The sequence below is a fragment of the Micromonospora sp. HM134 genome (genome assembly GCF_007833915.1).
Classification (GTDB): domain Bacteria; phylum Actinomycetota; class Actinomycetes; order Mycobacteriales; family Micromonosporaceae; genus Micromonospora; species Micromonospora wenchangensis.
The window spans coordinates 6,082,691-6,094,487 of sequence record NZ_CP041061.1 but is presented as its reverse complement, the minus strand read 5'-3'; the positions used below and the strand labels follow the sequence as shown (position 1 = coordinate 6,094,487).

Sequence of the window (11,797 nt, the reverse complement as noted above, 5' to 3'; positions counted from 1 at the left end):
TCAGCTCTTGACGGAGATGCGGTTGCCGCAGTCGCCGCAGGTGGCCTGGGTGCGCTGGTTGGTGGCGGTGATGTCGCGCCAGTTCGTCTCGTTGCCGCAGGCCGGGCACCACAACTGCTTGCCGCCGCTGGTGACGCGTCCGGCGCTGCCGATCGAGATGCTTGCCATCAGTGGGCCTCCTTCCGGGTGAGGGGTGATCAGGCGGCGAACAGGGCGGCGATGAACAGCCAGGCGATGTGCCAGGACTGGTCGAGGGCGTAGGCACCGGTGCCCAGCGACGGGTTGTCGTCCCGGCCGGGCCGGGGAGCACCCAGGGCGTAGAAGCGGGCTGAGCCGAGAGCGGCGGCGATGCGCTGGAGCGGGGTACGTCGGTCGGCGATGTAGTGGGTGACCGCCGAGATGGTCAGCCCGACCGCCACACCGGCCGGGTCCAGGCGCAGGCCGGTGCCGGCGATCAGGAACACCAGGGCCAGGCCGGCGGTGAGGGTGTAGGTGGTGACGTGGGTGGCGCAGGCGATGCGGCCTGCCCATCCGGGGCGGCCCTTGCAGTCGGCCTGGTGCTGGGTCTGTACCCAGTGGTCGGCGACCTGGTGGGCGACGTAGAGGGCGACGAACACGGCCGCGAACGTGGCAGCGCGGGTGCCGGTGGGATCTGCGAACATGGGTGGTCTCTCCTGAGGTCGATTGGCTGAGGGGTCGAGGGCCGGCGGCGCGGCGCAGGTTGGTAGCCAGGTGGCCGCGCCGCCGGGCGAAATCAGTCGTGCGTGCGGACCAGGTGCGCCAGGGCGGCACCCATGCCGAGTACGGCGACCGGAAGGCAGGCCACGGCGGTGGTGATCCACCACGGGGCCGACGTGACCCCGGCCGCTTCGAGCAGGTGGTAGGCGACCTGGCCGAGTGCGCCGACGGCGAGGGAGCCGAGGGCGGACCACTTGGCGAACCGGCGGGCCGGCTCGGGCACCCGCCCGGACAGCCAGATGTAGAGGGCGTATGCGCCGTAGGTCTCCACCCCGATCGGCAGGGTGATCGCGGAGTTGATGGAGAACCCGTCGGCGATGCCGGGCAGCGGGTGCACCACCCCGAACCCGGTGAGTCCGCCGAGTCCGACCCACCCGGACCAGATCGCGACGAACGCCGGCAGGGCCAGCAGTACCACCGGCCACGCCACAGCCCGCCGGATGCCCTTGGAGCCGGTCGGGATGACGTCGGTGGTGACCTTGGTGCCCGGGTCCGCGACGGGTGCTGCCTGCGCCGACACCAGCGGCGGTACGTCGTCGGCGGCGGGCGGCGGGTCCGCCACCGGGGCCGGGTCGGCGATCGGGTCCGGGGTGGTGTCGGCCGGGTCCGCCGGAGGGGCGATCGTGGCCGGCGGGGTGTCGGTGCGGGTGAGGGCGGCGAGGATCGCGTCTGCCTTCGGACCGCCCACCCGCAGTTCCTTCTTGATGCGGTTGCGCGACGGGATCTCGCCGAGCTGGTCGGCGAGATCGCGGGCGGCGGGGATCAGGTCTTCGACCGGCCGGGGGAACGCCGACAACGTGGGGGCGGTCATGACTCGTGTTCCTCCGATGGGTTCGTGGTGTAGATGAGGGAGAAGAGGGCTTGTTGCAGGGCCAGCAGGTCCGCGCCGCATCCGTCGTACGGGCCGGTCATCGGCGGGTAGCCGTGCGCGGCGAGGACCTGGGCCACGTCATGCACCAGACCGAACGTGAAACGGGAGTCCTCAGCCCGCAGCGGGATCGGGAACCGGCGGCCCATCGCGGCCACCACCTACGCCGCCCGGCCGGCGGCCGACCGAACGGCCAGCAGGGCACGCGCCTCCCGCAGCACCCGACGCTGCGCCCGACGCAACCGCTGCCAGTCCAACTCGGTCGGACCGCCGTCGCCGGTCAGCACGACGATCTGCGCGTCGAGCAACAGAACCTCAGCCTCGATCAGCGGCAACTCCTGCTCGATCTCGGCCAGCTCGGCGGCGCTCGGCCCGATCTCGGGGGAGTGGTTCGACTCAGTCACTTCGTGTCCCTTCTGACTGATCCGGCGCTCTTAGATGTGCGCCTCTGTTGCGCAACAAGGTAGCGATACGCGGGTCTGTTGCGCAAGGGGGTAGCGGTATGTTGGTCTGATGAGTGATGCGCGAGACGAGCTGTCAGCAGCTACGAGGCGGTACCGGCGTACCGAAGCTGCTCATGAAGCGGCACGTGAAGCGGTTGTCGCGGCTGTGGTTGCGGCGCTCCGTGATGGCGTCGGCCCGGCTGAGGTCGAGCGGCTGTCGCCGTTCAGTGGTGCGTACGTTCGGAAGCTTGCTCGGGAGCACAGCGTCCCGCCTGCTCCTCCGGGGCCGAAGCGCGCGGCCCGGTAGCGGTCACCCGGCGGGCCGTAGCGTGTGGTTGCTGGCGTCGACCAGGCCGTACGTCAGCGCGGACGCCTCCATGTCGTCGATGGCACGCGCCGGGATCACGAAGCGTCCACGGACCTTGATCGCGGGGAACTGGCCGGCGTGAATCGCCCGGTAGAGGGTCACCTCCGACATGCCGAGAATCGCTGCGGTGTCCGCGACGGACCGGAACCGGGGGCGATCGTTCTTGGCGGCGAGGGGTTCAACCACGGGAGTCTCCTCAGTAGTCTGTGGTCGGTGTTCCGTTCGGCTTGCTGAGACCAAGTGAAGTCGAAAAGGAGGGGAACGCCCATGCAAGCCCAGTGCAACGCGCGGCAATCCGATGCAATCCGCAAGCTCGGGAGACCACGGTGGCGACGGTAGACCGGTGGACAGGAAGTCTCGCCTGCTCGCTGCAAGCTGCCGCCGGAATGACGAACGAGGGTTTCGCGGGGTGGCTCGGCATCGCGACAAGGACTGTCGCGTACTGGCGCAGTCGACCCGACACCGTTCCTGGCAATGCCAATCAAGACGTGCTGAATGCCGCCTTGGATCGTGTATCGGATTCGGTTCGTTCCCGCTTCCTCGAAACGCTCAGCGGAGTGCGTCGGGAGGGAAATGCAGGTGGCGGTGGCAGCGTTGTTACTGTTGTGAGTGATGCTGCCGAATCGGTCGCCAATGATTCCCTGCTGATGAGCCTTGCTCTGCCGAACGACTCTATCGAGTCCTTGCAGGAAGACGTGACGTTGCTCGCCCGATCGGGAGGCATGGCAGCCTTCGACGTGTTCAGCAGTGCTCGCCGGTTGCGGGACGAGGCAAGGGCTTTGGTCGAGCGCACTCGTCGACCCGTTGAGCTGGCCGACCTCTACGTGGTCATCGGCCAGAGTGCTGCCCTGATGGCCTCCACCGCCTTTGACCTCGGGCACTGGAATGAGTCGGCGGCCCTGGCCAGAGCATCAACGCAGTACGCCGACCTGGCCGGACACGCGTCGTTGAAGGCATGGACCTACGGCCTGCAAATGACCCTCGCCAACTGGCGCAATGAGCCTGATTCCGCCCTGACTTACTTTGCTCGCGCCATGCGGACGGCACCGGAGGGCGAGCCGAGACTGAGGCTCCGCTATGTCGCTGCCCGCTCTCACGCCCTGCTCGCGGACTCCGATTCAGTCGCGGCTGTCCTGGAAGCGGCCCAGCGAGACAGGGAAGCGGCAGCGGACCGACCCGACGAACTTGCCACCGTGACCGGCGGGGAGTTCGCTTTCGGCGACGCGCGGGCGGCGGCATGTGCGGCGGCGGCATGGCTCGACCTCCGCAACGGCGAGCAGGCCGCGAGGTACGCCCGAGAGGCGTTGCAGGTGTACGAGGCGTTGCCGTCGCCCAGGCGGCCGTACTCGCAGATCAACGGGACGCAGATCGACGTTGCCGCTGCTCACCTCCACATGCGAGACAAGGACGGTGCCGCCGACGCACTGCGTACCGTCCTGGACCTGCCGCCGCAGAAGCGCAACGTCTCGCTGACCGGTCGGCTGTCGCGGATCGAGCACATGCTGAGCCAGTCGCCGTGGGACCGCGATGCGGACGCGCGCCAGCTCGCCGAGCGCATCGCGGCGTGGCTGTCCGAAACCTCAGCCCGCCCGCTCACCTGACCGATGCCAGGCAGCCAACACCTGCGCTTCCTTCTCCGGGCTGATGCCGATCTCGGTGGCCCGATCGTGGCTACTGACCTCGCCGCTTTCCACCATCCAGCGCCAGGTGTCGCGGACGGTCAGGGAGAGCGGCCGGCAGCGCAGGCCGGCTGCCTGCGCCTTGGTGGTGTTGACGCGCCACACGCCGTCGAACGTGCGCCAGAGCGGCAGCTCCGACCACTGCCGGACGCCTTGGCTGAGCAATACCTCATCGGGCACCCAGTCGAAGGAGGCGTCGGACTGGGTCGCGTGGGCGCAGTCCGCCAGGAACCCCCCGAAGGTGGCACCGTCCTGCGGTGCGCAGACGTTGAACGCGCCGGAGGAACCTTCGGTGATTGTGTGGAGTGCGAACGCGGCCAGGTCGCGCACGTCGACCGGCTGAATGGTGCGGTCGGGGGAACCGGGGGATAGGACTTCTCCACCAGCAGCCACGCGGCGCAGCCACCACGGCAGGCGGCCGACGTACTCACGCGGGCCGAGTACGACACCGGGGCGCAGGATCGTGGTTCGGTCAGCTCCGAACGCGGTGACGGCTGCGGCCTCGCAACCGGCTTTCTGGTAGCCGTACCGGGTCGGGCCGTCTTCGGTGTCGGTGCCGTAGTCGGGGCCGGCGTCCGGCGGGCAGTAGAGCAGCTCGGAACGCTCGCTAAGGGGCTTCAGCGGCCAGTCTCGGTAGACGCTGAGCGTGGAGATGAAGACGTAGCGACCGGCGACGGGAGCGAGCGCGTGAGCTACGTCCAGGGTGTTCCTCGGTACGTACCCCGAGGTGTCGATCACGGCATCCCATGGGCCGGCGGCGGCGAGGGCGGCGACGTCCTCTGGACGGGTTCGATCACCCCGAACGGGCCGCACGGCCTCTAGAAAGGGGTCGGAGGTGCCCCGGTTGAACGTGGTGACCTCCCAGCCAGCATCAATGGCGGCCGTGACGATCGCATGGCCTACGAACCAGGTTCCGCCGAGCACTAGCAAACGCATAGGTCCATCATGCCGAAAGCAATCCACCGGCCCAACGCGGGGTAGTTGCGCCGAGCACGCTTAGTTTCAGCAAGTGGCCACCTTGCATCTAGTGATTGCTCAGGTGCTTCGTAACCGCGAGAAGTGTCAATCGGCCCGAACGATGTATGGAACTGATGACCGAAACCATGAGGGATCGACTGTTAATCGTTCCAGGCTGTCCATCCTTGAAATGATGACAGTAAGAGGCGGGCGTTCGATTTCCCGCATATCGTCTAGAACTTGTTCCAGTACGTTGTCTACGATGTATCGAGCGTCTGAATCCTTGGTTGGTGGAGTTACGAAGATGATGACGGGGCGAAAGATTGACTTAGATACCTCTGTAACAGCTCGACTATTGCTGCTGGCTTCGAGGACTGCCTCCTCAACTTTGCTTCGGATTTGGTGGAATGAGCCGGAAAGGTACTTGACGTCAACGACAAGGTTGGGTAGATCGGAAGACAGCGACGTGAAGGTGGCATCTACTCGTGCATCCCCCAGGCGCACCTGTCTTGATACGTCTACATCGCCTTTATACATGTTTCCGATCCGCTCGATTGCGCGTTCTTCGATGCGAAGGTAGTTGAGGACGTTGGCGACGTTTTTGGGTGCGCCGGAGGGTATCTCAAATGAATCTAGCCAGAACTCGGCAGATGTTGCTGCTCGTTCGCTCTCTCTCGCCTCCTTGTTTAAGTCGGAATTGTCAGGTGGCTGCGCCTCCTGCTCGGGCCCCCTCTCGCTGATTTGTTCGACCTCTCTTGCCTTCTCTTCGACTGCCTGAAGTTGTTCCTCTAGAGGCTCTCGATGTGCCCGCAATAAGGCTGCCGACTCTTGTCGTAGCTTTTCCTCTTCGGCGTTAGTGCGCCGAATTTCAGAAGCCTCACGTTCATTCAGTACGTCTTGCCGCCTCTTCCAAATCGCTGCCCCGAAGATTAATAGCAACATTCCGGCCAGCATGAGTGTGCCGGAGATGAACGGCCAACTCTTAAGGAGCCACAGCATTTGATTCTGCTGTATTTCTAGCGCCCCTTTTGAGGTTGGGCTCAAGTCCGACACTTCATTGTTTTTGACTAGGCTTGCCTTTTGGGTCTTGATTAAAAAGACGGGAAGTGCCGCCGCCGTGCCCATGGACAATCCGCCGGCGCTGACCAGGAATTTGTGAAACTCGGTAAACTGGAGGCTTGGCAGCACGTTCGCTACCATACCCTGGGTGGCCAGTCGGGTCGATGTCTCCTCCGAGGGCGAGCCGCGGAGTTGTCAAGGACCTATAGGCGTTGGCGGAGCTACTTAGCTCGTCCTGCGGTTGCTCGTCGGGCTGACTGCGACGGTTGCTCTGCAGCCTCGGGCAACGTTCACCAGTCCCTCCGCCGTAAGCAGCGCCACTGCGCGATGAGCGGTGCCGACCGAGAGTCCGTACGCCTGTGCGAGTTCAGCGACCGTAGGAAGTGGCTCGCCCGGCTTGAGTCTTCCGCTCTGGATCTGCTCGCGCAGTTCTTCAGCAATAGTCCGATACGGGCTGCTCGGCAGGGCGGGCGACGTCGGGCGGGCGGGCATCCGGGCAGCGAGGGTGCCGGCGGCACGCTGGTCGGATTCGGAAAGCCAAGCGGCGTAGACCCTGAGCGTGGTTGTCCCGCCGCCGCCATGACCAAGCCGGCCGGCGACCGTTCGCACATCGACACCTGCGTTGATCAGCTCGGTAGCTGAGTAGTGGCGCAGGGCGTGGATGTGGCTGGTGATGCCAAGCCGGGCGGCGAGTCGGCCGTACCGCTGGGTGATGGTATCGGGCCGGTAGCCACGGCTGTTGTCCGGCTCGGGGGAGAAGACGTAGTCGACACGATCGGTGTCCGCGTCGAGCTGGGCCAGGCGCTCGACGTACCGGCCGTGCAGCTCGCGCAGCACTTCGATCGTCTCGGGGTCGAGCGCTACCCGCCGCTGCTGGTGCGTCTTGGTGTCCTTCTCTTGCAGGTCGCCGTGTTCGTCCAGGTAGGCGCTGCGGCGCAGGGTCAACACACCGGCGGCCAGGTCGAGATGCTGCCAGCGCAGCGCGCACAGCTCACCGCGCCGGGCACCCGTCGTCATGGCGAGCCACACCAACGCGCCCCAGTCCGGATCGCGCCAGGCCTCGTTGATGATGCGCGCGGCGTCGGCCGGGTTCGGCGGCTGCGGATCAGGGTGCGGCGGTGCGGGTGGCTCGGCCTGTCCGGCGGGGTTGACGGCGATCCACCGCCACCGGACGGCGCGACTGAGGGCACCACTGAGAATCCAGTGGATCTGGCGCACTGACGACGCGCTGAGCGGCTTGCAGACGTGCGGCCGACACTTCGCCGTGCAGGTGTGCTCGCCCTCCACTCGGTGCTTCACGTACGCCTTGCCGCCGCACCAGTCGCGGCAGCGGCGCAGGCTCGCGTAGAACGACTCCAACGTCTCGGCGTCGAGCCGGCCGACCGGCAGCTTGCCGAGCACCGGCCGTACGTGCTTGTTGAGCTTGTTGACGTACCCCATGCGGGTCGTGGCCTCGATGTCGGCCACCTCAAGCCACCGGTCTAGGAGCTGGTCGAGCGTGGCGCGGGTGCGCGGGTTACGCCGCTCGTCGACCTGGGCCAGCAACCGGGTACGTGCCTTCTCGGCTTCCTTGGCTGCGGTGCGGCCGGCGGGGATGACCTCGGTCAGGTAGTGCCGCTTGCCGCTGATCGGGTCGACGCCCGCATAGACCTTCACGCGCAGTGACCCGCTGGGGAGGGTTTCGACCTCGCCGCGTTGGCGCTTGCTGCGTCCGTTCGAGGCTGCCATGGGGCCACCGTAGCGCGCTCGCACCACGGATAGCCCCACGCGAGCTGGTCAGAAGGGGAAAGTACCTGTGCGCCCGGCAGGATTCGAACCTGCGGCCTTGGGATTAGAAGTCCCCTGCTCTATCCGCTGAGCTACGGGCGCGCGGCGTACGTGTCGCGCCAAGAGGGTACCGCCGACCCCCCGCCGTACGGCGGAACGGGTCGCATCCGGACACGCGTGATCAGCGTCCCACGGCACCCCCGATCCGGGCACCCCTCTTCCGTCCGGCGCGGCGGGCCGTACCCTCGGGTCCGTGCTGCTGGAACCCGACGCCGAAGACGAGGTCGCCTACGAGCTGTGCCAGCTCCTGGGCCGGGCCATCCTGCCGGTCGACACGGCCGGCGACCCGGGCACCGCCTTCTTCCTCGGCCATCCGGCCGGCGATCTCCTGCTGACCGCGGACGTGGTCGCTGGGCGGGCGCAGCGGCTCGGCCTGCGGCCCAGTGTCACCGAGCCGGCCGGTGTGGCCGGCGTTTCGCTGCCGCTGGTGGATCTGTCCGCCGGTTGGCGCCGGGACGCGCGGCTCGGCGTGGCGGCCCTGCCCACCGGCGAGCTGCACGGGTACGCCGCCGGGCAGGGCTGGCGGTGGCGGGTGCAGCCGGTGCCCGCCGCGGTGGCCGTCACGGCGGACGATCTCGCCGCGTTCGGTATCGGGCCGGTCACCGCGATCGTGCTGGCCCTCGGCGTCGGCGGTGACGGCAGTCGACCGTTGGAGGTCGCCGTCGAGCGGGCCGTCCGCGACGGCGACCGGCTGCGGGTCACCGCCGCGCTCCCTACCGGCTACGTCGGCGCTCCCGTCTTCGGGGTACGTCCCGACGCCGCCGGGGAGATCGGCCTGTGCTGTCTCGGCGTGCTCCTGCCCGGCGACGACGCGTCCGGAGGCGGACACCCGGTGGCGACCCTCGATCGCGTGCTCGCCGCCCTGCCCGCCTCCTGACCGCCGCCCCTCCACCTGCCGACCCGCCGGCTTGATCGACTCAAGGGTGGCGATGTGGCGGTGTCCCCGTCTGCCGGTTACCGCTACATCGGCTCAGATGAGTCGAGCCCGACGCCGTATGCCGCTACGTCGGCTCAGGTGAGTCGATCATGGGGAGTGGGCGGGACGTGGCTGGGGCACGGCCCCGGCCGCCGGCCCGGACGAGGCGGGAGGCGTCGGGCCGGCACCGAGGAACGCCTCGGCCCACCGGCCGACCTCGGTGAAGACCCGCTCGCGTACGGCGGGGCCGGAGAGGACCAGGTCGTGCTTGCCGCCGTCGAAGCGGGCCACGGTCACGTGCCGGCCGAGCCGGGGCGCCCAGCGGACCATGTGCTCCACGTCCAGCACGGCGTCGGCCAGGGCCGCCGAGTCGTGCCAGCGGGTGCCCCGGAAACTCCGGGTCGAGCAGGCCACCAGCACGGGGACGGGAATGTCCAGTCCGGCGCGGAGCTGCCGTTGGGCGGTGCGGATGGCGGCCAGCCAGCCGGCCCGGACGGGGAACCCGGCGAGCGGCTTCCAGGCCAGGTCGTACGTCCACTCGCCGCGATGGTCGGCGTGCAGGCTCTCGCCGTACACGGTGCCCAGGCCGAAGGGGAGGATGCGGTGCGGCGCGTGACGGCCCAGTCGGGAGACGGCGGCCGCGAGGGGTCGACGGACCAGCCAGGGGGCGTTGAGGTCGAAGAAGGGGCTGTTCAGGACGAGCCCGTCGACGGCTGCGGCGTCGCGGCGGGCGTGTGCCCAGAGCGAGATGATCAGGCCGCCGGTGGAGTGGCCCATGGCGAGCAGGGTGTCGTGCCCGTCCTCGTCCCGGATGATCTTCGCGGCGGCGTCCAGCTCGGGGAAGTAGTCGCTCAGGTCGCGGCAGAAGTTCGGGGTCTGGTGGGGTAGCAGGCTGCGGCCGTACTTGCGCAGGTCGAGGGCGTAGAAGTCCCAGCCGCGCTCGGCGTAGAAGTCGGCCAGGTGGGTCTGGAAGAAGTAGTCGACGAAGCCGTGCACGTAGAGCACCGCGCGGCCGGTCGGGCGGTCGGCGCGCCGCCGGACCAGCGTCGCGACCACCGGACCCTCGTCGTCGGTGCCCAGGTCGATCGTCTGCCGCTCGTACGGCGGCCCCAGCACGTCCTGTTCCACGACCGCGACGCTACGCCCGCAGGCTACCCGGCGGTAGCCCCCGGGTCGGCCGTCGTGGTGGACGGCGTCGGCGCGGGCCGCTCGCCCGCTGTCCGGTCGGTGGCGGGCAGCCCCGCGCCGGGCCGTTCCCCTCCGGCGGGGAGGGGAACGGCCCGGTGGCCGGTCAGGCGGTCTCGGCGTCCACCCGGTCGAGGTTCCCGTCGGCGTCGAGATCCGGCGCGGGGGTGGGCTGGGCCATCTCCCGGATGTGCTTGTTGTGCCGGGGCTCCTGCTTGGTCTTGGCGTCGTTGAGCTTGCGGCGCAGGTCGTCCCGGGCGTCGTTGAGGGCGGCCCGCAGGTCCTCCTCGCTCGACGTGGTGACGATCTTCTGCCGGCCGGCGATCCAGCACTCCAGGGTGACCTTCTGCCCGCGCGCCTCCCGGTCCTTGACCGACACCTCCAGCTCGGTGGCGTCGGCGTGGAAGGCGGCCAGCCGGGCGTCCAGGGTGCCGAACTGCTCGACGATCCAGTTCCGGTCGCCCTGGGAGAAGCCCGCGCCCATCCGCAGGCACTCGGCCACGGTCGCCGGGTTCGCCACCGCGCTCATCGCCGCACCTCCCGCTCGGTGCGGACGGAGCCGGTCGTACGCAACGGGGTCCGAATCATCAGCGTTGCCTTTCTCGTCGGACGTCGTGCCTGGTGGTGCCTGGGTGATCAACTCTTTACCCAGCCGGGGTCGACCTCACTCCGGGTGACGCCACCTTCGGCGGTGTCGTCGTGACCCGAGGGGTGGGGCCGGCCCTGCCACCTGATCTTCGCCCCGGCCGGTCGGGCCACCCAGGGCCTGATGGCCTAGCACACCGGGACCTTGATCAGGTCGTCGTCCACAGGCGCTCCGGTTGTCCACAGGACGGGGTCGGGGACTCGCGTCGCCGTGCCGTACCGGCCAGGCTCGATCCCGAGTCGACTCGTCATTGCATCCACAGGCCCCTGGGAGGGGACGATGTTCGATACCTACGTCACGGTCGTCGGCAACGTGCTGACCGCGCCGGAATGGCGTCGTACGGCACAGAGCAACACCCTGGTCGCCAACTTCAAGGTGGCCTCGACCGCCCGCCGCCTCAACCGGGACAGCGGCCGGTGGGTCGACGGCAACAGTCTGCGCGTCCGGGTCAACTGCTGGCGCAAGCTGGCCGAGGGGGTGGCCGCCTCGGTCATGGTCGGCGACCCGGTGGTGGTCGCGGGACGGCTCTACACCCGCGACTGGACCGACGACGCCGGCAACCACCGGGTGCTCTACGAGTTGGAGGCGGTCGCGGTCGGGCACGACCTGTCCCGGGGCCGGTCCCGGTTCCAACGCAACCGGCCGACCATGGCCACCAGCACGGTGGAGGACGCGGCGGCGGCCCAACGGGTGCACGGCGAGCCGACCGAGCCGGTGCCAGCCGACCAGGTCCCCGCCGGGCCCGACGACCGCCCCCTCGACGACGACTTCGACCTGTCCGGCTTCGGTCTCCCGCGCGCCGGCCACGACCTGTCCGGCAGCGGGTACGTCCCGCCGGCCGACCCGTTCGACGACGAACCCGACGACGACCCGGTCCCGCTGCCCGACGACGAACCGGCGGCGCAGTCGGGCGGCGGGGACCGGCCGGGCGGCGGGGACGGTCCGGGTGGCGGGAACCGGTCGGAGGAGGAGAACGGTCCGGGCGGCGACGGGCCGGCCGTTGCGGAGGAGGCGGTCGTCCCGACCCCGGGCGAGGTGGCCCTCGGTCCGGCGGGCCGGGGCCGGCGTGGCCGGGGGCGGGTACCGGTCCCGGCCTGAGATCGCCCACGGGT

14 protein-coding genes and 1 tRNA gene are annotated in these 11,797 nt (G+C 68.9%); 3 read left to right on the top strand and 12 right to left on the bottom strand.

Going from position 1 to position 11,797, the window contains the following annotated elements:
• From FJK98_RS33375 to FJK98_RS26345, 6 genes are all read right to left on the bottom strand, one after another.
• The gene (locus tag FJK98_RS33375; protein ID WP_168222553.1) at nucleotides 1-168 is read right to left on the bottom strand and encodes a hypothetical protein; all 168 of its coding nucleotides are present in this window, start codon (nucleotides 166-168) and stop codon (nucleotides 1-3) included.
• A 29-nt stretch (nucleotides 169-197) separates the two neighbouring features.
• The gene (locus tag FJK98_RS26365; protein ID WP_013735514.1) at nucleotides 198-662 is read right to left on the bottom strand and encodes a DUF3307 domain-containing protein; all 465 of its coding nucleotides are present in this window, start codon (nucleotides 660-662) and stop codon (nucleotides 198-200) included.
• A 92-nt stretch (nucleotides 663-754) separates the two neighbouring features.
• Nucleotides 755-1,549, bottom strand: a complete 795-nt coding sequence (locus tag FJK98_RS26360) for an ABC transporter permease (protein ID WP_145921372.1) — start codon at nucleotides 1,547-1,549, stop codon at nucleotides 755-757.
• Complete coding sequence (locus FJK98_RS26355; RefSeq protein WP_145921371.1) at nucleotides 1,546-1,755, bottom strand: hypothetical protein; 210 nt, start codon at nucleotides 1,753-1,755, stop codon at nucleotides 1,546-1,548. The genes FJK98_RS26360 and FJK98_RS26355 overlap by 4 nt, the downstream gene beginning before the upstream one ends.
• 12 nt (nucleotides 1,756-1,767) lie before the next feature.
• Nucleotides 1,768-2,010 (bottom strand): DUF6284 family protein, encoded by a 243-nt coding sequence (locus FJK98_RS26350; RefSeq protein WP_145921370.1) that lies wholly within the window; start codon nucleotides 2,008-2,010, stop codon nucleotides 1,768-1,770.
• Nucleotides 2,011-2,359: 349 nt separating this feature from the next.
• On the bottom strand, nucleotides 2,360-2,602 hold the full coding sequence (locus tag FJK98_RS26345; protein ID WP_145921369.1) for a helix-turn-helix domain-containing protein: 243 nt from the start codon (nucleotides 2,600-2,602) through the stop codon (nucleotides 2,360-2,362).
• A 140-nt stretch (nucleotides 2,603-2,742) separates the two neighbouring features.
• Between FJK98_RS26345 and FJK98_RS26340 the strand changes: the two genes are divergently transcribed.
• On the top strand, nucleotides 2,743-4,017 hold the full coding sequence (locus FJK98_RS26340; protein ID WP_240762372.1) for a hypothetical protein: 1,275 nt from the start codon (nucleotides 2,743-2,745) through the stop codon (nucleotides 4,015-4,017).
• Here FJK98_RS26340 and FJK98_RS26335 read toward each other — a convergent pair.
• The 4 genes from FJK98_RS26335 to FJK98_RS26320 form a co-directional block, all read right to left on the bottom strand.
• Nucleotides 3,997-5,031: an NAD-dependent epimerase/dehydratase family protein gene (locus tag FJK98_RS26335; RefSeq protein WP_145921368.1), complete on the bottom strand. Its 1,035-nt coding sequence runs from the start codon at nucleotides 5,029-5,031 to the stop codon at nucleotides 3,997-3,999. The two genes, FJK98_RS26340 and FJK98_RS26335, sit on opposite strands and share 21 nt — an antisense overlap.
• Before the next feature lie 126 nt (nucleotides 5,032-5,157).
• A complete protein-coding gene (locus FJK98_RS26330) occupies nucleotides 5,158-6,240 on the bottom strand; it encodes a hypothetical protein (protein ID WP_145921367.1) in 1,083 nt (360 codons plus the stop codon).
• Nucleotides 6,241-6,336: 96 nt separating this feature from the next.
• Nucleotides 6,337-7,839: a tyrosine-type recombinase/integrase gene (locus tag FJK98_RS26325; protein ID WP_145921366.1), complete on the bottom strand. Its 1,503-nt coding sequence runs from the start codon at nucleotides 7,837-7,839 to the stop codon at nucleotides 6,337-6,339.
• A gap of 68 nt (nucleotides 7,840-7,907) precedes the next feature.
• Nucleotides 7,908-7,980 (bottom strand) — tRNA-Arg (locus FJK98_RS26320).
• Between the two features lie 151 nt (nucleotides 7,981-8,131).
• On the opposite strand from FJK98_RS26320, the gene FJK98_RS26315 reads away from it, so the two are divergent.
• On the top strand, nucleotides 8,132-8,815 hold the full coding sequence (locus FJK98_RS26315; protein WP_145921365.1) for a hypothetical protein: 684 nt from the start codon (nucleotides 8,132-8,134) through the stop codon (nucleotides 8,813-8,815).
• A 147-nt stretch (nucleotides 8,816-8,962) separates the two neighbouring features.
• Here the strand turns inward: FJK98_RS26315 and FJK98_RS26310 are convergent, their stop codons facing one another.
• Both FJK98_RS26310 and FJK98_RS26305 read right to left on the bottom strand, forming a co-directional pair.
• Nucleotides 8,963-9,982, bottom strand: coding sequence for an alpha/beta hydrolase (locus FJK98_RS26310; protein WP_145921364.1), 1,020 nt, complete (start codon nucleotides 9,980-9,982; stop codon nucleotides 8,963-8,965).
• Nucleotides 9,983-10,145: 163 nt separating this feature from the next.
• Nucleotides 10,146-10,568 (bottom strand): HPF/RaiA family ribosome-associated protein, encoded by a 423-nt coding sequence (locus FJK98_RS26305; protein WP_145921363.1) that lies wholly within the window; start codon nucleotides 10,566-10,568, stop codon nucleotides 10,146-10,148.
• A 396-nt stretch (nucleotides 10,569-10,964) separates the two neighbouring features.
• Between FJK98_RS26305 and ssb the strand changes: the two genes are divergently transcribed.
• Nucleotides 10,965-11,783 carry a single-stranded DNA-binding protein gene (gene ssb / locus FJK98_RS26300; RefSeq protein WP_145921362.1) on the top strand — a complete coding sequence of 273 codons (819 nt, stop codon included), beginning with the start codon at nucleotides 10,965-10,967 and terminating at the stop codon, nucleotides 11,781-11,783.
• Nucleotides 11,784-11,797 lie beyond the last annotated feature (14 nt).